This is a genomic window from Spirosoma aerophilum, from assembly GCF_054782495.1.
In genome coordinates, this window is sequence record NZ_BAAGSJ010000004.1 from 306,731 (window position 1) to 328,564 (window position 21,834).

13 protein-coding genes are annotated in these 21,834 nt (G+C 52.9%); 7 read left to right on the forward strand and 6 right to left on the reverse strand.

Going from position 1 to position 21,834, the window contains the following annotated elements; all coding sequences use genetic code 11:
- Window positions 1-177: 177 nt before the first annotated feature.
- From ACYVK4_RS03075 to ACYVK4_RS03085, 3 genes are read right to left on the reverse strand one after another with little or no spacing between them, the layout of a single operon-like run.
- Window positions 178-870 (reverse strand): LytR/AlgR family response regulator transcription factor, encoded by a 693-nt coding sequence (locus tag ACYVK4_RS03075; RefSeq protein WP_461126017.1) that lies wholly within the window; start codon window positions 868-870, stop codon window positions 178-180.
- A complete protein-coding gene (locus ACYVK4_RS03080; protein ID WP_461126018.1) occupies window positions 867-3,731 on the reverse strand; it encodes a PAS domain S-box protein in 2,865 nt (954 codons plus the stop codon). Before ACYVK4_RS03080 ends, ACYVK4_RS03075 begins: the two co-directional genes overlap by 4 nt.
- A gap of 3 nt (window positions 3,732-3,734) precedes the next feature.
- The gene (locus ACYVK4_RS03085; RefSeq protein ID WP_461126019.1) at window positions 3,735-4,274 is read right to left on the reverse strand and encodes a heme NO-binding domain-containing protein; all 540 of its coding nucleotides are present in this window, start codon (window positions 4,272-4,274) and stop codon (window positions 3,735-3,737) included.
- A gap of 243 nt (window positions 4,275-4,517) precedes the next feature.
- Here ACYVK4_RS03085 and ACYVK4_RS03090 point away from each other — a divergent pair, with 243 nt between their 5' ends.
- A complete protein-coding gene (locus tag ACYVK4_RS03090) occupies window positions 4,518-5,066 on the forward strand; it encodes an RNA polymerase sigma factor (RefSeq protein WP_461126020.1) in 549 nt (182 codons plus the stop codon).
- 438 nt (window positions 5,067-5,504) lie between these two features.
- Here the strand turns inward: ACYVK4_RS03090 and ACYVK4_RS03095 are convergent, their stop codons facing one another.
- A complete protein-coding gene (locus ACYVK4_RS03095) occupies window positions 5,505-6,431 on the reverse strand; it encodes a helix-turn-helix domain-containing protein (RefSeq protein WP_461126021.1) in 927 nt (308 codons plus the stop codon).
- A gap of 306 nt (window positions 6,432-6,737) precedes the next feature.
- Between ACYVK4_RS03095 and ACYVK4_RS03100 the strand changes: the two genes are divergently transcribed.
- A complete protein-coding gene (locus ACYVK4_RS03100) occupies window positions 6,738-8,456 on the forward strand; it encodes a GH35 family beta-galactosidase (protein ID WP_461126022.1) in 1,719 nt (572 codons plus the stop codon).
- Between the two features lie 286 nt (window positions 8,457-8,742).
- Here ACYVK4_RS03100 and ACYVK4_RS03105 read toward each other — a convergent pair whose 3' ends face one another.
- Window positions 8,743-11,484 carry a YncE family protein gene (locus ACYVK4_RS03105; protein ID WP_461126023.1) on the reverse strand — a complete coding sequence of 914 codons (2,742 nt, stop codon included), beginning with the start codon at window positions 11,482-11,484 and terminating at the stop codon, window positions 8,743-8,745.
- Window positions 11,485-11,781: 297 nt separating this feature from the next.
- Here ACYVK4_RS03105 and ACYVK4_RS03110 point away from each other — a divergent pair, with 297 nt between their 5' ends.
- The 5 genes from ACYVK4_RS03110 (at window position 11,782) to ACYVK4_RS03130 (ending at window position 17,794) form a co-directional block, all read left to right on the forward strand.
- Window positions 11,782-13,104, forward strand: coding sequence for a Gfo/Idh/MocA family protein (locus ACYVK4_RS03110; RefSeq protein WP_461126024.1), 1,323 nt, complete (start codon window positions 11,782-11,784; stop codon window positions 13,102-13,104).
- A gap of 268 nt (window positions 13,105-13,372) precedes the next feature.
- On the forward strand, window positions 13,373-14,395 hold the full coding sequence (locus ACYVK4_RS03115) for a Gfo/Idh/MocA family protein (protein ID WP_461126025.1): 1,023 nt from the start codon (window positions 13,373-13,375) through the stop codon (window positions 14,393-14,395).
- A gap of 158 nt (window positions 14,396-14,553) precedes the next feature.
- On the forward strand, window positions 14,554-15,321 hold the full coding sequence (locus tag ACYVK4_RS03120; protein ID WP_461126026.1) for a glucosamine-6-phosphate deaminase: 768 nt from the start codon (window positions 14,554-14,556) through the stop codon (window positions 15,319-15,321).
- Window positions 15,318-16,487, forward strand: coding sequence for an N-acetylglucosamine-6-phosphate deacetylase (gene nagA / locus ACYVK4_RS03125; protein ID WP_461126027.1), 1,170 nt, complete (start codon window positions 15,318-15,320; stop codon window positions 16,485-16,487). The genes ACYVK4_RS03120 and nagA overlap by 4 nt, the downstream gene beginning before the upstream one ends.
- Before the next feature lie 11 nt (window positions 16,488-16,498).
- Window positions 16,499-17,794: a sugar MFS transporter gene (locus tag ACYVK4_RS03130; protein ID WP_461126028.1), complete on the forward strand. Its 1,296-nt coding sequence runs from the start codon at window positions 16,499-16,501 to the stop codon at window positions 17,792-17,794.
- Window positions 17,795-18,197: 403 nt separating this feature from the next.
- On the opposite strand, the gene ACYVK4_RS03135 is transcribed toward ACYVK4_RS03130, so the two are convergent.
- A complete protein-coding gene (locus ACYVK4_RS03135; protein WP_461126029.1) occupies window positions 18,198-21,623 on the reverse strand; it encodes a HEAT repeat domain-containing protein in 3,426 nt (1,141 codons plus the stop codon).
- Window positions 21,624-21,834 lie beyond the last annotated feature (211 nt).

The window sequence follows — 21,834 nt, forward strand, 5'->3', positions numbered from 1 at the left end:
AATCTTGCCACCAGGGTAGCACCGTCAAAGTTTACTTCTATTTATCAGACACCTCCGATTGACTTACATAACGTAATTCCCATACGGGCCGGTGGTAATCTATTCTGCACAAAAAGCTTACCAGAAAAGACAGGGCTGAAGGTATGCGCATGCCTTCCGGCCACAATATTTGTTTTTTTATAATAGATTAAGCCGGTTCATGAGCTCTGATTTATTGGCCCGGCTAATAGGGATAACTTTATTATTTATAACGAGTGTATTATCCTCAATATCGACGATTTTATCCAGGTGCACGATGTAGGAACGATGTACCCGCAGAAACTGGAAGCCAAGCTTTTCTTCCAGGTATTTCATGGTTGTGTAAACCACATACGTTTGGGTATTCGTGAAAATTTTGACGTAATCGCCCGTATTTTCAATGTAGGAAATCGTGTCGAAGGGTAGCCGTATGTATCGTCCATCGGTTTTAATATAGATCTCTTTACGGCTATCCGACGGGTTGGCTTTCGCGCGTGCATTCAGATCGAGCACCTTCTCGACAGCAATTTTGAAGCGGGGCATCGAAATAGGCTTCTTGAGGTAATCCGTCACGTTATACTGGAAAGCTTCAAAAGCATACTCTATCTTACTGGTCGTTAAGATGACGTACGGAATGGAAGGAAGCTGCTCCAGCAGGTCAAAGCCCGACAGCCCCGGCATCTCAATATCAAGCCAGATCAAGTCCACCTCCTGCTCAGCCAGGAAATCAAGCGCACTGGTGGCGTTATCGAACACCCCAAGAACCTCTAATGAGCCATGTTGCTCGCAAAGCCGTTGCAGCGACTTGCGGGACATGGGTTCATCTTCAACGATAATACAGTTTAAACTCATAGCTGAGAGAGTTTTTGTAACTCTGTTTCTAGGATGGGTAATACTTTATCTATTTCTTCCATAAACTCGTAGCAGTATGTTTCTATCCACTCTTTGTCGGCGTCCTGCCGCGCCCGATTTTCCAACTGTCTCATTTTCTCCTCCAGAGCGGATAACCCCACCATGGCCAATGTAGGCTTGAGCCGATGGGCCGCGCTGGCCAGCTCGGCCCATTTCTGATCAATACATAATTCGGGTAGTTTGCGTATATCGGGCACAACGTCGGTCAGGAACATCGTAAACATCTCCGATGCGTAAGCCGCATCCGTTCCGTACAACTCAGACAAACGCTGCCGGTCCAGCGCCCTGTCGAACAGGATACAGCCTTCGCTGTCGAGCTGAGCCGAGGGCGCAAATCGCTGCATAACCGCCAGCAGTTGGTTCGGTTCGAACGGCTTGGTTAAAAAGTCGTTCATGCCCGCTGCCATAGCAATATTTTTGTGATCGGCCATGGCCGAAGCGGTAAGCGCAATGATAGGCGTATGCTGATTAAGGTTGTGGGTATTTCGAATCGCCACCGTCGCTTCGTAGCCGTTCATGATGGGCATCTGAATATCCATCAGGATGATGTCGAACAACTGCTGTTTTGCTTTCTCAACCCCCTGTTTTCCGTCCGACGCCATCGTGAAGGGAATGCTCCACTTTTTGAGCAAGCTCCCGATGTACGTTTGGTTCATGAGGTTATCTTCCACAATCAGCACATTGGCGGTGGTGAGTGCCTCCGTCAGAACGAGTGTATTATCGATGCCATTCTCCTGTTCGGGCGACGACGTCAATTTGGTGTACGGGAGGGTAAATGTAAACGAGCTGCCGTACCCCACCTGGCTCCACACGGAAATGGTACCGCCCTGCAGTTCAACCAGTTCTTTGGTAATAGCCAAACCCAGCCCGGTACCTTTGTGCTTGAATCCCTGCGGGTTCACCTGCTTGAACTTCTGGAAGACCAGGTCCATCTTTTCGTCGGGAATACCAACGCCCGTGTCGGAGACGGTAAACTCGATCCAGTGCCGGATGCCTTCTTCTTTTTTAACGCGTGCTGTAATATGGATCTCCCCTTCTTCCGTGAACTTTTCGGCATTGCCCACCAGATTCATCAAAATCTGATTCAGCATAACATCATCGCCAATAAACGCGTCGTTGATGCGGGCGTCCAGCATGACCCCTATTTTGATCGGTCGGTTTTGCAGCTTCATTTCAAACACACGTTGTGTGCTGCGCAGCAGGCCAGCCAGATCAAACGGACGGGCATGGATTTCGATTCGGCCGGCTTCAATTTTTGTCATGTCCAATAAATCGGAAATCAGACTATGCAGAAAATCGGCCGAGGTTTTCAGAATGTCGATGTATTCCCGTTGTTGAGTAGTTGGTTGCGTATCAAAAAGTAAATGAGACATGCCAATGATCGCGTTGAGGGGCGTTCTGATCTCATGGCTCATGTTGGCAAAAAATTGTTTTTCAGCCTGCTGGGCTTCTTCGGCAAAATGCTTCGCTTTAGCCAGCTCCTGCTCCAGCTGTTTGCGTTCGGTCATGTCGTAATGAATACCCATCGATCCGACAATCACGCCATGCTCGTCAAGAATGGGCACACCACTCACCAGCACCCAGATCCGGCTGCCGTCTTTTTTAATTAACTGAAGTTCATACGATCCCGCCAGTCCTTTTTGCCGCTCCCGGTTCTGATAGTTGAGTAGTTCCAAAAACTCGGCGGGTACCAGCAGCTCCGATGCATTTTTGCCCACCATCTCCTCCTCCGTGTACCCCAGCATTTTGCAGCACCGCTCGTAGGCCCGAACAATGATCTGGTCGTTGTCTACTTCAAAGAGGCCCAGTTCCATGTTGTTCATGATGCCCCGGTACTTCTCTTCGCTCCGACGGATGAGTTCACGAGCCAGGTATTTCTCGGTCACATCGGTATATTTCCAGAGATGGCCCATGTACTGATGGTCGTCCAGGAAAATAGGGATGTAGTCAAGCTCCAGCGTCCGGCCGTTGACCATGGTAATTTCCTCACCCACGCAGGCCGTCCGTTCGGTTAGCAGCTGGTTCATCCGGCCTACAAATTCTTCGGGCTGAACGAACAGGGATTTCACCTGCTGACGCGCTTCGGCGCAGTCGTAGCCGACCAGTTCATCGGTGGTCAGCGGAATCTCAAAAATATCGCAGAACAGCTGGTTAGCCAGCAGGACCCTCCCGTTCTCATCCTCTACCATCACCCCCGACTGTAAGTTAGTGATGAGCGTTGAGAGCCGGGTCTGGGTTGTTTCCAGTTCAATTTCTGCCAGTTTCCGATCCGACACGTCGCGGGCTACCGCCACCAGCTCCTTTATTTTCCCGTCTTCCTGGATCAGCCTGACCGTTTGCCCAATCCAGACAATACGGCCATCTTTAGCCACCACCGGAAACTCATTGTAGGTGCTATCCTGCCGCTCAAGCATCATCGAATGATAAAAATCAATGAGCGACATTCGGTAACCGGCCTGCACAAAGTCGGTAAAGTGTTTTCCCAGAAATTCGGCTTGCGTATAGCCCAGTATTTTTTCTACTACAGGGCTTACGAACGTAAAAAAGCCCCTGGGTGATATCTTGTAAATAATGTCCTGAACCGATTCGATGAGCTGCCGATAGCGTTGTTCACTATCGCTCAGTTCAGCCAGTTTATCGCGGATCTGCTGCTCCAGACTTTCATTCAAATGCAGCAGCTGTTCATTGGCGTTGTAGAGTGCCAACGCTTTCTTCTCCAGAATAGCTTCTGCCTGCAACCGAGCGGTTTTTTCGCGAACAAGCCGCCTTTTCAGCAGCTCGATGTCCTCGATCTCCTCCATACCTTACGCCTTCGTTATGTCAAACAAAACCTGACTTCCGTCTTCTGTAAGAATCGTTTTTACGATTGTGGCTGTTTCTCCAAAATTTGCCAGGCATCCTTCAATAAGACCGTGGGCGAAATCAGCCAGCTTCCGCTCAGAGGTATAGTACATCAGAAGTTGGTTTTCAGAGGGTTGCTCGATAACGAAGTGCGGGAGCTCGGCGTCCGGATATAATTTTCGGACCTCCACGTGAATGTAGTGCTGAACGGAGTTGAGCAGCCCGAAGGCCGAATCGGCCCGTTCGACAAAGGGGCGGTAACTCCGGGTAAATGCGGAGAACATGTATTGCCCGTAGGAACGCAGCAGATCGGGTACAGGGATTTTCGTTTGCGCACTTAAACTGGTAACGAGTGTAACCATCTCCGCATGGTCGTAGGTACCAATAGCGGTATAGATACCCCCCGAGGGCAGGTCGTTGTTTTCAAGCAGTTGATCTACTAATTCATAACCGAACTTGTGCTCGATCATTTCTAGCAACTCAGTAAAGACGATACCTTTCATGGGAATATATAACCGTTAATTAATATATACTATAAATAATTTATCACGCAATATAGTAACAAGTACTTGTATTTATAAATAATATTTTAACTAAAAATCTTCTCATTCAAGCTTTTTTTACCAAAAAACGTGCAAAACCAACATTTCATCGAAAAATATTGTCAACATTTCATCTTTAAAGGCAAGTTTGTACAAACAGAAACATTAACCTGTTGTTTACGGACCCATAAATAAAGACTACCAATGAACCTATACGTAAGTGACGAAGACATGATTCGGCAGTACCTTAGTTCTAACTCGACTGTCTGTTTCGAAAGCCTTTATAATCGGTATGTGGGGAAAGTATACAAGCAATGTTTCTCCATGACGAAAGATTCTGAACAGGCTCAGGATTTCACGCACGATATTTTCATTCGTGTTTTCGCTCATTTAGATCGGTTTCAGCAGCGGTCGTCCTTTTCGACCTGGTTGTACAGTGTTTCCTACAACTATTGTCTCGACCAGCTCAAACGGGCAAAACGACTGACAATGAGCGAACTGACCGACGATATCGATTATTATTGCACCAGCACAGAAGACGCGGAGAAAGTAGATTATGAACTGCAACAACTGGCGAAGGTGATGAAGAAAATCTCTCCGCAGGACGCAACCGTGCTGCGCATGAAATACCAGGATGGCCTGCCCCTGAGCCAGATTGGGCAGCAACTGAATCTGAAAGAGAGCGCGGTAAAAATGCGCCTGAAACGCTCACGCAACAAAGTAAGACAGATGTACAATTCGGTCTACCAATAACCCGACACAGTACGAATCGACCCAGTCTCCCCTTTTTGAAATCCTTACCCCGTCAGACAGGAATTCTGCGTCTTATTCATTACCCTGGCCGTAAAAAAGACTGCTGATGAATTGGTTAGTCCGATCATCTATATTGACGTGAATGATGGGTTGGCTCGATCAAAATTTAGCTCATACGTATAGATAGCTACTATATCTTTTTTTTAACCACAGAGACGGTCCTGATTTAACCTAGATACAGCTGTTATTCACGTTATATTAGTATAAACCGGAAGGCATTACTTTTTTTGCGTCCCTCTGCGAACAGGTCAGCATTTTCGACTACTGTCATTGCCCATTTGGCAGATTCCAGGCGTTCAGCTATCGAAGCGTTTTCAGCCGCTTTTCTTTTACCCTAACAACGTTCAGAAAACCTGCGACTACAGTCAGGCTAAGCCATCAGCCCGCATGACTCAACCGGTACTGTTTGGGAGTCAGGCCGGTCATTTTTCGGATAAAGCGCGTGAAATTGGCCGGGTCCTGCTTTTTAATCAGGTAAGCGATTTCTCCGATACTTAACTCCGTTTGTGTCAGCAATACTTTAGACTCCAGCAGGAGCATTTCTTCCAGCAGATCGTGGGCAGAGAGACCGGTCGCCAGCTTCACCGATTTGTTTAGATGGTTCGGACTGACGTTCAATAGCGTGGCGTACGCCGAAACGGTGTGCGTTTCATAAATAAACTTCGTTAACGCTTCTTTATAGAGCTGAGTGATCCGAAAGGCGGCATTCCGATGTTTTGCATCCCGCGCTGGCGCCAGCGTATTGGCCTGCTTCAATTCGGTTAAAAGCGTCAACACATAAAGCCGGACCAGCAAAGGCAAGTCGGCGCTTTTTTTGTCGACAAGCGCCACTAACCGCTCTAAAAGGGAGCGGGTTGCCGCGAGCATTTCGTCATTAAGCACCAGGATCGACTCCCGACCGACCTGAAGAAACGAAAACTCCTTCTCAATGTCGGTTTTTAGCCCGGATTGACTTAGCAATTCAGGGTCAAAATGGCAGTAATACCCCTTCACATCCTCACTCATCCACTCCTCATTATAGATTTGATGAGCCGGGATAAAGACGATCTGGCTTCGGGAAATCGTATGCCGGGTCAATCCAATCCGTCGAATAAGCTGACCCTCCGTAACGACCATAAAGTCAATGACCGTTTTACGATGAGGCAGGGTTGGAAAGTTCAGGGCTTCCCGGACATCTTCAAGGGGATTGATATGAAAGTAAGGAAGCGATTTTAAATGCAATGCTGGCCAGCCGGGCTGCTTAAACGCCACTTCTTTCAACGCACCGGGCGTCAGAATGGGAACTGGGGCTGTCTTGTCAGGCATAGCGAAGGGGCGTCAACGAATAGTGGATCGACTTTGCCAGTGAGTTTACTACGAAAAAACAGAATCACCGTCATTTTTGATTGTTTTTGACAATTATCGGATTTGTTTTGACTCGCCGGGCTACTGATTTACCCCCTAATTTTGTCGTAAATCAAGTTTTTTCTGCAATAATCAACGATTCAGGCTTGGCCTGCGCGCCCAACAATACGCGTTTCTGCGTATCTGGGCATTCGCTCATTTGCCCGCATCGACTAAAGTAGAAGGATTACCCCACGACGCGAATCGACCATTACACCCACTAAGCCCATGAAAAATTACCTGTTTCTGACCATTTTACTGGTTACCGGAACTGCAGTCAGCGCTCAGTCTTATAAACCGCCCCATTTGACGCAGCAGGGTAATACAACACAATTGATTGTCAAAGACAAGCCCTTTCTGGCTCTGGGTGGCGAACTGCATAACTCAAGTGTGTCAACGGCGGCCTATATGCGTCCGATCTGGTCGAAAATGAAGGCTAAGAACGTGAACACCCTGCTGGCACCCGTATACTGGGAGTTAATTGAACCTCGGGAGGGCACCTTTGACTTCGCGGTGGTAGACAGCCTGATTCTGGGGGCTCGAAAGCAAAACCTGCATCTGGGTATTCTATGGTTTGGCCTGTTCAAAACCACTTATTCTACCTACGCACCAGTATGGGTTAAGGCCAATCTGAGCCGGTTTCCAAGGGTAAAAAATAAGGAGGGAGAGCCCACGCCGGTTGTTTCGGTCTTTTCGGCTAACGCGCTGCAGGCAAACGCCAGGGCGTTTAACCGGTTGATGCAGCATATTCGGCAGATTGACGCCAGGCAGCAGACCGTTATACTGGCTCAGGTAGAAAATGAACCCGGACTGTTTTATGCGCCCCGCGACTATAGCGATGAAGCAACCAAAGCCTATAAAGAAGGTGTTCCCGCCGACCTGATGAGCTATCTGGCAGCGCATAAAGCAAAGCTGCAGCCCGGACTGGACAGTGTCTGGAAAGCAAACGGCTATAAGATGACCGGCGGCTGGGAAGAGGTGTTTGGTAAAAGCGTGCTGGATGATAAAACGCCAAACGGGCTGTCCTACTTCCCGGAAGAATTATTTACGGCCTATCACTACACCAAATTTATTGGTAAAGTAGCAGCAGCCGGAAAGGAAGCCTACCCCATTCCCCTGTTCATAAACGCCTGGCCAAAAGCCGCCGGGCTGATGAGTACCCCCGGCAAGTACCCGAGCGGAGGGCCAGTGCCGCACTTGCTCGATGTATGGCGGGCCAATGCCCCGGCCATTGATTTTATCACGCCAAACGTATATGCGTCTAAACAGGGAATTTATGCCTTGGCCGAACAGTACCACCGCTCGGGCAATCCGTTGTTTATTCCCGAAATCAAGCAGGGGCCAGAAGCGGCCAACCTGGCGTTCTGGCTGTATGGCCAGCATGATGCGCTATGCGTTGCCCCTTTCGGCATTGACGACAGCCCGGCCGAAGATGATCCGTTTACAAAAACCTTCGCAGCGGTGGCGCAGGTACAGGAACTCATTCTACGCCATCAGGGCAAAGGGACCATGGCCGGTATTTTTGTGGATTCAACAGCAACGTCGCAAAGCTTTCCCTTGAATGGCTTTACGGTAAAGGCCAATCTGGTTGTGCCCAGAGGGTTTGCCGGTGCCCCCTCGGCGGAGAAGAAAGCCGCTTTTGCCGGAGGGATTTTATTCGCGGTGGGGCCAGACGAATTCATTGCCGTTGGCCGCGACTATGAGCTGACGTTTACACCCACCAGCCCTGACCCGCAAAAGCCGCGTGTCGATTTGGACTTTATGGAGGAAGGTGCGTTCGTTAACGCCCAATGGGTACCCATCCGCCGATTGAACGGTGATGAAGGAACCGGTGGCGGAGGAATTGGCGCGTTTGGTGTAAAAAACAACAAAGCCGGTTCTCTCCGTTTTCAGAAAAATCCGAACGGAGCGTATAGCATTGTTCGGGTTAAGTTTTACCGATATTAACGGCTTCGGCTTTTGAGTTTCCAAACAAACCCCGTTTATCTTTTTCGTTCAGGTTGAATAACCCACCCGGCTGGTGCGTAAAGCGACTACCTGGTTAACATGAATAATAGCTTCACATCCAGTCGTTATGTGGGTTACAGAGCTAGTCAAGACATTGATGTTGACCGCAGAGACGGTCCCCAGACAAGCCATTAACAGGAATGGCTAAGCGCTAATTGACGTGTTTACTCCGCCATTGTCCCTTAGCCATTCCTGTTGGTACAGATCATATTTTCCCATTCAGGGCTTACTCATCATCATCGTCGTCATCATCCTCCGCCCCGGCCAGATGGGCGGGGTATTTCTTCTTACCCTTGGCTGTAAACCACAGAATCCGGTTGAGCAGATCGTCGTGGCCCCGGTCGATCTGGTGAAAACCAAAGCGGATCGACTGGTTGGTAAATCGGAGTGACGCCCCCTTCTGCCCGGCGGGAAGCGCATTCATTTCGGTCAGCGACACCCGGTTTGGTATCGTTTTATAGGCGAAGGAGAAGTCTGGTTTATCCGTAAAACAGTCGAACATGGGCAGGGCAGTGGCGTCGATGACGTTCATGGGCGGCAAGCCCAGAATCTGCTCCATCGTGCGCACTATCGAAGTCTGGTTGTAATTCGTGTGTACCGTTTTCTGCAGGCGCGAATACGGGCTGACCACAAAGCCGGTCGTTCGGTAGGCTGATACATGGTCCCATCCCGCCTGCGAATCATCTTCGGTTATAAAAATGACCGTTGAAGCCCCAAACCGGCTGTGCGTAATGGCATCGACAATGCGCCCAACGGCCAGGTCATTATCGGCCACCATGGCACGGGGAACCGGAAAGCCAGGACTCATGCCCGAGGTGTGGTCGTTGGGCAGCGACATCACCATCAGGTTCGGCAGGTCGGCGTTGGGGTCGGCGGCCGCTTCGTTCAGTTCTTTAATGAACGCATCGGCGCGCATCTGGTCACTAATGGTTTCATCGTCGCAGCCCGGAAAATTCATGGCCAGAATGGGCCGTACCCGCGAAATGGTGGAGGTATTGGTGAACGAGAACGGTTTGCCCTCCTGCCGCAGCTGGAAGAGTTTGCTCCAGTCGTAGGCTTTTTTATCGAAGTCGCAGGAGCAGGCTTCGCCATACATGCGCACCGTTTTGCCGTGGTCGAGGGCATTGTTCCAGATCAACCCTTTCTTGTTATACACCATCGCATCATACAGCACGTGCGGGTAACTCCTGAACCATGCCCGAACGCTCTTCTCGGTATAGTCTGTCACCATAGCCGCGCTGGCCCAGTGGTGCCCCTCGGCCGACGACTTACCCGACACATAGTAATTATCCATCAGCAGATAATCCTGCGCCAGCCGGTGCTGGTTAGGCGTAATGCTATCGCCAAAAATACAGAGTTCAGGCGCTCCGTTGCCCTGCGGCATATCGCCCAGCACCTGGTCGTAGGTGCGATTTTCTTTGATGATGTACAGCACATGCTTGAACACCGACGGCTCGCCAATGCGCTCCGGCACGGGTCTGGGTGCCACATTTGGCCTGGGCAGTTGCTCCGTCAGCGCCAGCCGAAACTGCTGGCTCATGCGTTTTACCTTGTCGGTATACGTGTCCAACTGCGGCTGAGTGGGCACCGGAATAAAGGAAATTGAGGCTAATTGCTTGTGCGAATTGTACGCTTTCAACTCCTTCGACGGGCTCTTGCCCTGGCTTCCCTGATCGACCGGGTTGGCGATTCGGGCACCAATGGCTTCCAGGTTGGTTACGTACAATTCATTGCCGTTCGGCACAATACCCGACGGGTAGGCCTGCGTTGGAATGTAGCCTTTTATGGTCGAAGTCCCTTTGCCGGTAGCCGAGGCTTTCTCGCCTAGTGCCACTACACAAAGCGCGTTATCCATCCCGTTGGCCACATACAGCGTCGTTCCCTGAGGATTGATAGCCAGACCGTTGGGCGTGCTGCCGATGTAGCCATTCCCCCGGTTGAACAGTCCCACAAAAATGGAATCGGTTACCTGCTGCGTCTGCGTGCTGATAACCGACACATAATCACTGTTGCCGTTAGCCACGTATAGAAACTGCTGATCGGGGCTGCTGATGATGGCGTTGGGGTGCAGCCCGACAGATAACTCCCGCTCCGGTTTGCCCTGTGCAATGTCGATGATGGATACCGTTCCATGAGCCATGGCCCCCGTTTTCGGGTCGATGTAGGCGCTACCCCAGGGAATACCGGCCGTTTCGAAGCCGTTGGTAGCATCGGGCACCGGCCCCGCCCAGTTGGTCACGTAGGCGCGGTTGCCGAGGAGCGTCAAGCCAAAGGGGGCCACGCCGGTAGGAGCCGTCCAGATGACCCGCTGGTCGTTTACGCGAACTTTAACCAGTTGATTGTTGCCGTTGAGGACGGTGTAAAGCATCAGGTCACCCGCTTCCTCTTTCACCACCACTTCATTCGGCAGGGCGATGGTTGCCGGAGCCACGGGCTGGAACGGAATGGCCCGAATGAGCCGGGCACGCGAGCCGTCCCAAACGACCTGCATGACATGCGAATTAGCGACATCACGGCCACCGGCTCCCCAGAAAATATAGGTTGAATCGTGATGAACAATGGCTTTAATTCCCGAAAAAGAACTCATACCGCCTTTCAGTCTCGACCCTTTGTTGTAGTCCCAGCGCGACACCAGCTTTCGGCTTTTCACATCGAAAAACGCGATACCGTAGCGATCTTCGACGACCAGCGTTTTTTTGTCGGGCAGCAGCACGGCATCCAGACTATGATTTTCCACGTTAGCCTCGCCGAAACTCACCGACTCCCCCGCCCCGTCGATTACCCGGTTGTAGGGCATCAGAAAAGGCGACGTATTGGTAAGCGTGCTATCGTCCGTAGCCGTTCTGTAGGCCGACGACACCGCCGACCGACCACCACTAGTAGGCCCGAATTTATGACAGCTACTCAACAGCGAAATGCTGGAAAGTGTGAATAATCCAAAAGCAATTGACCGTAAATTGATTTTCATAGTGTGCCGTTTTCCAGACCAAATCTGGCCGTTAAAGATAGTGGGTTCTGCCTGTATTGAGGTGAGTTGATGTATTATGAAATGATTTCCCTGTTACTCACGCGAGCGAAAAGCCCGCGCTATAATGTCCTTGTATCAGGGTAAAAGAGGTTCTTAAATTTCTTTACTGACTACCCCACCCCAACCCCTCCCCTTGAACTAAGGGGAGGGGCTATGCTGGTCACTTTTTTTAGCCCCTCCCCTTAGTTCAAGGGGAGGGGTTGGGGTGGGGTATTTTCCCTTCAACCTATCCGTCTCATGGCAATCATCGTACCCCGCAGAGAATTTATCCGACAGGCCACCGCAGCGAGCGTCATACTGAGCGCTCCCGGCCCGCTTATCCAAACCAATGGCTCGGCCGCCGAAAAAGTGGTCGTCGGCATTATGGGCACCAACGGACGGGGTGAAGCCCTCGCGCAGGGGTTTGCCAAACTGCCCGGTGCCGAAGTGGGCTATATCTGCGATGTCGATGAGCAGGCCATTGCCAAAGGGTTGAAAGCGGTGCAGTCGGGCGGGCAGAAGAAAGCACCAAAAACCACCGGCGATTTCCGGCAGATCCTCGATGATAAATCCGTCGATGCGCTGGTCATTGCTGCCCCCGATCACTGGCACGCGCCAGCCGCCATTCTGGCCCTGAAAGCGGGTAAAAATGTGTACGTCGAAAAGCCGTGCAGCCACAACCCCCGCGAAGGCGAATGGCTTGTTGAAGCGGCCCATAAATACAAAAAAGTCGTGCAGATGGGCAACCAGCGCCGGTCGTGGCCCAAGGTGGTCGAAGCCATCAACATGGTGAAAGAGGGGGCTATTGGCCGGGCGTACTATGCCAAAGCCTGGTACGCCAACACCCGCGTGAGCATCGGCCACGGGAAACCCGCCCCCGTACCCGCCGGATTCAACTTCGACCTGTGGCAGGGCCCCGCCCCGCGCCGGGACTACCGCGACAACATTCACCCCTATAACTGGCACTGGTTCTGGCACTGGGGCACCGGCGAACTGCTCAATAACGGCACCCACTTCATCGACCTGTGCCGCTGGGGCCTGGAAGTCGACTATCCCACGGAAGTGAACTCGGTGGGTGGCCGGTACGCCTTCGAAGACGATTGGGAAACACCCGACACGCAGCTCACCAACTTTGCCTTCGCCAACCGGAAAAGCATTTCCTGGGAAGGCCGAAGCTGTAACGGGCGCAACATCGAAGGCATTTCGGGCGGTGTCGATTTCTACGGCGAGAAAGGCACGATGGCTATTCAGGGCAACGGCTACACGCTCTACGACAACAAAAACAAGGAGCTCAAAAAGGTTAGTGGCGACTCGAACCAGATCACCGCATCCGGGCCGGGCTTCGATATGGACGTTGACCATTTCGCCAACTTCCGCGATGCCATCCGGACGGGAGTTCGGCCGGTTTCCTCCATCGAGGACGCCAACAAAAGTGTGTTGCTCTGCCAGTTAGGCAACATTGCCCACCGCGTAGGCCGGTCACTAAGCTGCGACCCCGCCACCGGACGCATCAAAAACGACCCCGAAGCCATGAAGCTCTGGGGCCGCGAGTATAATCCGGTCTGGATGCCGGTGGTTTGATGGTAGTTATTTTTTCAAAGGACACCCTTTTAGCACTAGGTAGCCATTTACCACCCCCAACCCCCTCCTTGAAATAAGGAGGGGGCTTGAATAAGGGGACCCCATTACAAATGAAGATACATAAAAAGCAAATAGACTTCCTCTGAAACAGGCGGAAACTAAGAAAGACAACCCTTCGGCAAAGCCCCCTCCTTGAAAAAAGGAGGGGGTTGGGGGTGGTAAAAGGCCGAACTTATACTAAATCAAACTAAACTCACTCCCCCACCCCATGTACACACGACGAACATTCATCCAGTCTGCCACCACCCTGAGTTTAGCGGCTGGCTTCTCAGACCTGTCAACGCTCGCCAATCTCCCAACGGCCGATAAAGGCCGGGTGGGCATAATCGGGCTGGACACCTCGCACAGCACCGCATTTACGAAGCTCCTCAACGACCCAAATTCCGGGCCGGATCTGGCTGGCTTTACGGTGGTGGCAGCTTACCCGCAGGGGAGCACCGACATTGAATCGAGCACCAAACGCATTCCCGGCTATACCGAAGAAGTCAAAAAGATGGGTGTAGAAATTGTCAGCTCCATCCCCGATCTTCTCAAAAAAGTAGACGTCGTTCTGCTGGAAACCAATGACGGCCGACCGCATCTTGAGCAGGCCATGATGGTGCTGAAAGCGGGCAAACGGCTCTTCATCGACAAGCCCGTTGCGGGTACGCTGTCCGATGCAATGACCGTTTTTGAGCTGGCAAAACGGACGGGTGTCCCCATTTTCTCGGCCTCGTCCCTGCGCTATTCAGCCAGTGCCCAGGCGGTTGCAAAAGGGTCGATCGGGGCTGTGCTGGGTGCCGACGCCTTTAGTCCGGCCCATCTGGAGAAAACCCACCCCGACCTGTTCTGGTATGGTATTCACGGCGTCGAAACGCTGTATACCGTGATGGGTACGGGCTGCAAACAAGTCGTTCGGGCACAAACAGAGGGCACCGATGTGGTGGTGGGCACCTGGGGCGATGGCCGGATTGGCACCTTTCGGGGAACACGGACGGGCAAAAATGAATACGGTGGTACAGCCTACGGCGAAAAAGGCAACGCGCCCCTCGGGCCTTACGACGGTTACCGCCCACTGCTGGTTCAGATCATTGAATTTTTCAAGACCGGCGTACCGCCCGTCAGTGCGGAGGAAACGCTGGAAATTTACACCTTTATGGAAGCCGCCGATGAAAGCAAACGGCTCGGCGGAGTGCCGGTCCTGCTGGAAACGGTACGGCAGAAAGCGCAGAAGCTGGCGAAAGGGCGATGAAGGCATTTCGTACGATTTTACGAGTTAATTGATAGTTGAGTGTAAATGAACGTTTTAGTACCGCGGATCTTTAGTCCGCGAAGCCGTCAGGCTAATTAGGACGACCTGTTAGCCTGACGGCTTCGCGGACTAAAGATCCGCGGTACAACCCACAACCCATGAACCAACCCACACAAACAGCACAGGTCGACTCGCTTCGGGTCAACGTTTACCCAACCCGCCAGGAAATGGGTGCATCGGCCGGACGGGCTGTTGCTGAGCAGATCAACGCCCTGCTGGCCGGAAAACCAACAATCCGAATGATCTTTGCTGCGGCTCCTTCGCAGAATGAACTGCTGGCCTATCTGGTACAAAGCCCGGACATCGACTGGTCGCGCATCGACGTTTTCCACATGGACGAATACGTAGGATTGGCCGAAAGTGCTCCGCAGCGGTTCGGCACGTTTCTGCGCAAACACCTGTTCGACCAAGTCAAACCCCGAACGGTGAACCTGATCGACAGCAGTGCAAACGATGCTGCACAGACCTATGCCAAACGCCTAACCGAAGCACCGATTGATCTGATCTGCCTGGGCATTGGCGAAAACGGGCATATCGCCTTCAACGACCCGCCCGTTGCCGACTTTAACGACCCGGCCGTCATCAAGCGCGTACAACTGGATGATATTTGCCGACAGCAACAGGTAAACGATGGGTGTTTCGCAACGTTTGACGACGTGCCTCAGGAAGCCCTCACGCTGACCATTCCGACGCTGATGGCGGGCAAAAATCTGTTTTGCGTCGTTCCCGGACCAACGAAACGCGACGCCGTGCATCAGATGCTGAGCGGGCCAATTACGACAGACTGCCCCGCGTCCATTCTGCGAACCCACCCAAACTGCACCCTCTACGTCGACGAAGCGTCCTTCGGCAATGCGTTGCCATGATGACACCCGACGACAATACTGAGCCGCTGATTCTGTCCGGGATCCATTACCAGACAGATGAGCCGGTCGACGTGACGATGCAGGCGGGCATCGTGACGAACATTCAGAAAAGGGAACACGCTTCCGAAGAAGACTTACCGTATATCGGGCCCGGCCTGGTGGATATGCAGGTAAACGGATTTGGGGGTGTTGATTTTAACGATGCGGCTTTAACGGTGGATGAGATTAGCTCGATTACCCGATCGCTGCTGAAACTCGGCGTCACGACCTTCTACCCTACCGTCATCACCAACGCCGATGAAACGATTCGGACGATTCTGAAAACCATTCGTCAGGCTTGCGAAACGTCTCCGCTGGTGGCGGCCTGTATCGGTGGTATCCATCTGGAGGGGCCGTTTATCTCGCCCGAAGAAGGCCCCCTCGGTGCTCATCCTAAAAGCCATGTAAAAGCCCCCGACTGGTCGTTGCTCCAGTCCTTTATTGAAGCCTCCGGCGATAGAATACGCCTGATTACCCTATCGCCGGAGTGGCCCGGTTCAGCTGAGTTTATCCGGCAGTGCGTTGCGCACGGTTTGCTGGTTTCCATTGGGCATACGGCAGCCAGTCCGGCGCAGATTCAGGAAGCCGTTGACGCTGGCGCACGCCTGTCGACTCACCTCGGCAATGCCGCGCACCAGCTCCTGCCCCGCCACCCGAATTACATCTGGGAACAACTGGCGCAGGATAGGCTGGCCGCTTCGGTCATTGCCGATGGTTTTCATTTGCCGCCCTCCGTACTGAACGTTATCCTCCGCATGAAAGGCCAGAAAACCATTCTGATCAGCGACAGTGTTAGTCTGGGCGGCATGCCCCCCGGTAATTACCACTCGCCGGTGGGCGGAGCGGTTACGCTGACCGAAGAGGGTAAGCTTCATCTGGCGGGTAAACCAACGGTACTGGCAGGCTCTGCTCAACCGCTTTTATGGGGTGTCCATCAGTTAGTTCGTTTACAGTTGGCGTCGCTGACTCAAGCCTGGAACATGGCGTCTATCAACCCCAGTCGACTGCTCAACCTACCCCAGCAAGGCGGCTTAACCATTGGTGCCCCGGCTGACCTGGTGTTGCTTAGAGTTGGTGAAGTTATTGATGTGTATAAAAAAGGGTGTACCACAGAGTTGCACAATTAAATCAAAGAAACATGAACTCCAGGCCCCTCAGCTCACGCGACACGACGATTTCGATTGGCATCATCGGCGTACTTTTTTTTGTATTCGGGTTCGTCACCTGGGTCAACGCCATCCTGATTCCGTACTTTAAGATCGCCTGTGAACTGACCAACTTCCAGTCGTACCTCGTTGCGTTTGCGTTCTACATTTCCTACCTGGTCATGTCGGTTCCGGCATCGCTGTTACTCAGAAAAGTCGGATTTAAGCGCGGGATGATGGTGGGCTTTTTCACGATGTCGCTGGGAGCTATGATTTTCATACCGGCCGCCCTGAGCCGCGCATACCTGGTTTTCCTGACGGGACTGTTTACCATTGGTGTTGGCCTGGCTATCCTGCAAACAGCCGCCAACCCCTACATCACTGTGTTGGGCCCGCACGACCGGGCCGCCCAGCGCATCAGCATTATGGGCATCTGCAACAAAATGGCGGGCATTCTGGCTCCCCTCCTCTTTGCAGCCGCCATCCTCCGCCCCACCGACAGCGACCTGTTTAAACAACTGCCAACGATGGAACCCGCCGTTCGGGCAGCCGCGCTGGATGCGTTGATTCGGCGGGTGATTGTACCGTATTCGGTAGTGAGTGTGGTATTGATGGGCCTCGGTTTATTGATCTGGCGGTCGCCCCTACCCGAGATCGACACGGAGCAGGAAAGCGATGAACTGGCGCTGGCCAACGCCGACAAAACGAGTATTCTGCAATTCCCACAGGCTGTACTGGGGGCCGTCGCCATCTTTTTCCACGTGGGGGCGCAGGTCGTTGCCATCGACACTGTCATTGGGTACGCCACCTCCATGGGGCTGTCTATCCTCGAAGCCAAAGTGTTTCCGTCCTACATCCTCACCGCAACCATCACGGGCTATATCATCGGCATCAGCACCATTCCCAAATATATTCGGCAGGTGAATGCGTTCCGCATCTGTACAGGGCTGGGGCTCATCTTCAGCTTATTGCTACTTACCACCAGCGGGCGCGTCGCCCTGCTCGGCCACACCACCGATGTGTCCCTCTGGTTTCTGATCAGTCTGGGATTGGCGAACTCGCTGATCTGGGCGGGTATCTGGCCGCTGGCCCTCGACGGGCTGGGCCGGTTCACCAAAGTGGGAGCCTCTTTGCTGATTATGGGTCTGTGCGGCAATGCCCTGATGCCACTCGTATACGGCCACTTCGCCGATGTATACGGCACCAAGCAGGCTTACTGGTTATTGCCGGTCTGTTATGCCTACCTGATTTTCTACGCGGGGTATGGCCATAAAATCCGGCGGTGGTAAAAAGTCACAGCGGTGCCATGGTTAAGAACCGTGGCACCGCTGTAACAGTACTAAAGCCTGTTTTCTGTCATCCCTCCTGCCGCACCGGCGGACCGGTCGGGATGAGAGAAAACAGGCTTTAGCAAACTGAACTACTAATAAAACGTGAATAATGGCTGTATATATATTGAACTGAGCTTATTGGACAGGTTTAGGACTTTTTTTAACCACAGAGACGGTCCGCCGTTGCGGCACAAAGCGCACAGAGGTCGATGGGGAAGAAAGTTACCCCATCGACCTCTGTGCGCTTTGTGCCGCAACGGCGGACCGTCTCTGTGGTTAAAAAAAGGATCCACTAGCTATACGTATAAGCTAAATTTTGATCGAGCCAACCCATCATTCACGTTAATAAACCACACTACCTCTAATTATTCTCTTTCAGTGTCGCCAGGAAGCTTACTACATCGCGGATTTCCCGTTTCGTGAGCAGGTACTTCATTTCGGGCATACTCGACGGCGAGTTGGTACGCTTCGCGATCTGGTCTTTCTGGATGGCTACGTCCGGCTGGTCACCCACTTTTACGGATACGTCCGTGTCGGTTTCGCCCTGTAGAATGCCGCTGACGGTTTTTCCATTCTTAAGCGTCAGCGTCACCGTTCCGAAACCGGGTGCCAGTCGGGCACTTGGGTTGATGAGGGCTTCCAGCAACTGCTCACGGGTGAGTCGGCTGGCGACACCGTTCAGGCGCGGACCAGCGTTACCACCCAGATCATCGTAGGAATGGCACCGGATACACTGCGCCGTCTGGTGACGGAAGAAAATCCGACGGCCCAAATCCGGCTCGCCCCCCATCAAACTACCCTTGAACGAAGCCGCCAGCGCATCGGGCGACATTTTGTCGTTGATCGCTTTGTAACGGGCTGCCAACTGGGGCGATTTACTACTTTCGACGGCTTCGCCTAACTCCAGTTGCAGTTCTGCAGGCAGCGCTCCGGCCTGTAGTTTGGTCAGCAACGGATCGAACGCTTTCTGCGAATTTTTAATCGGCAACTTACCCAGTGTGAGCAGAGCCGCCTGTTTTTCTTCGGTTGTCCGATTGGCGATCACGTCGGAGAGGAGCGTTACCATCCGGTCTTTGTCCATGTTGGTTTTACTTAACAGGTCCAGACCGGCCACCCGCACACTTTTCTCCTTGTCGGCCATCGCTACCTCAATGGCTTTACTTTGCTGAGGATCGTTGAGAGAAGCCAGCGCCCGCAAAGCCGCAATGCGAATGGCAGGCTCTTTATCCTCCGTCAACCGGTTTAACAGCGCCGTACCCGCTTCTTTCAGGCCCATTCGCTCAATGGATTTGATGGCGCTGAGCCGCAGGGTTTGGTCAGAGCTTGACGCCAGTTTGATAAAGGCATCACCCGTTTTGGTTTTCAAAGCAGCCGCGTCGCGATTAACCACGCCCCGGTAGCGGCCATCGACCCGATCCAGCACCGATGGCGAAGCCCAGGTGCTGAGTGCGTCCATGGCTTCGGCCCGCATCGCTACGGGGTTGCCTTCTTTCTGCGCATACGCCATCAGCGTTTGCATTGCTTCCGGCGTACCCACCCGCAGGTTGGCGTTGATGGCCCGGCGAATGAGGGGCTCATTGGTAAATCCCGTCGTTTGCAGCACCTTGCTCAGCGCGGGCAGAGCGGCCGGAATAGACAAGTCGTCGTTGATGCCGCGAGCGGCTTCGGTTACAACAAACTCATCTTTATCGGCCAGGAAGGCAGCGATGCCGGGATTGGCCATCCGGCGCAGGGCCACCACCGCAGCAATGCGTACCGCACGCGATGGATTGTTAGCCAGCGCAATGACCGGTTCAGCTTTCCCGATCCGGGCCAGGGCCAAACTACCCGCATGGCGGATGTAGGCATCTTGGTCGTTGTTGGCTTCCAGCAGTTGGATGATGGGCTGAATGGCCGGTTCGTAGGCGATACGGCCCAGCGCTTCGGCGGCAAAGAAACGCGCCCGACTGTTGCTGTCTTTGAGTAATGGAATCAGCGCGGCACCAGCTTCTTTGTAGCGAACATCGCCCAGCCACTTGGCGGCCTGCGCCCGAATTTCGGGGTCGCTGTCCTGAAGCAGCGGCATCAGCAACTGACCATACTGTTTATCCTGACGGGTCAGCTGGCTAATGCCCCAGATACCATGCACACGCGCCAGTTGGTTGTCGGTCTGTTTGGTCGATGCGGTCAATACCCCAACACCTTTGGCACCCCGCTTCACCAGTTCGAATTGAGCTTTCTGTCGAACACGCATGTCGGGGTTCTTCAGCAGATCGCCTAACGACGCTTCCGAACGACCGGCAAATTTTTCGGCCAGCAGCGTTTTGGTTAGCTTACGCTCCGCAGACCCGGCACCGGCTTTGTCGTCCAGCTTCCAGATACGCCCGTAATCTTTCGTGTCCCAACCGTTGATCCAGTCGGCTACATATAGGGCGCCGTCTGGACCGAAGTCGATGCCGGTAGCCAGCACATTACCCAGCACTTTCTTCTCTTCGCCCAGCTCGAACGAAGCACCTTTGGGCTTCAATTTAAACGCGTGAATGCCTGACTTGGCTGGATTTCCGACAAATTCGGCAACAAAAAACATGTTTTTGTAAGCCGGACTCAAGGCCGTCCCGGGGTTGTATTTCATACCGGCGGGGCCGCTCACGTAGTTGGTGATGGTGGGCGTAATGTAAGCCGCCTGCCCTTCGAAGCGAGGCTTATACATCTGCTCGTCCATCCACACTTTGTAGGTGTTGTTTTTGGGGTCGCGGTATTTGCCGTACTGCCAGTTGCTGCGCCAGCCCGTATCGGAACCATTCACGATATAGACCAGCCGCTCTTTTTCGCCCGGATGGTCGCCGTCGTTGTCTTCGCTGATCAGGTTGCCGTATTCATCAAAGACGAACTCATGAATATTCCGAACGCCATGCGCAAACACTTCAAAATCGCTGCCGTCGGGATTAGAGCGCACGACGACACCGCTGTTCGGGTGCTCCCATTTCTTGCCGTCCGGCCCTTTGCCGTTGAAGCCGATGTCGCCGATCTGCCAATAAATTTTTCCATCCGGTCCCATCTCGATGCCCGACATACCGTGACCGCTAAAGCCCACGTGAACGCCATAGCCGTGCGAAATAGACGTTTTTGTCTCGGCAATGCCGTCACCGTCTTTGTCCTGCATCCGCCACAGGTCGGGAGCCACGGCCACGTACAGATCATTACCATGGGCCATAACGCCCCCGGCTACGTCAGTTACTTCGTCGTGGAAATCGTCGACCACCAGCTGCGTCATGTCGGCTACGCCGTCGCCGTTGGTATCTTCAATCCGGAAGATGTTTTCTTTCTCCACCGTCATATCGCGCCAGTCGTGGGAGCCATCGCCGTTGACATCTTTCAGCCATTCGTTCTTCTTGCTGTTTTCGGGCGACAGGACCCGGTGCAGAAAGGCCCGTTTATCTTCGACACTTTGCAGGCGATTGGATTCGATTTCCCAGTCCTGATGCCCCCGAATATCGAACTCGGAGTTTTTCTGACGGTTGGTTCGGTTGTAAAACAGCCGCCCGTTGTCGTCAATGTCGATGCCGATGGGGTCAGCCACCAGCGAATCGACGCCCCACAGGTTCAGGCTAAGGCCCGCGGCCAGTTCGGGGGTTACGGTGGCCTCAATGGATTTGGCTAATTGGGCCGCTTTGGCCGGGTCCATCCGCTTGATCCGCCGATTGATCGGGTCTTTTTCGACCTGATAGCCTACCAGACAGAGCGTAGGTACCAGTGCCCCAAGCCAAAGGAGTTTTTTAGCGGTCGGGCTAACGTTGCTTTTTTTCATTATGGACAGGAGTATAATCGATTTAAAATTAGAATCGCCCGGCAGACCCGGACTGATTCTGAGGATTGGTAGGCTACTCAGATTGTAGGTCGTTCTACGAAATAAAAGCCATTTTCGACCAAACGCTACTTTATTTTATTGAATATGTTTTGGCGCTTCCTCTGCCTGATGGATTGTTGTCAGGTTCTTCATAGCTTTCGGTAATTAAATC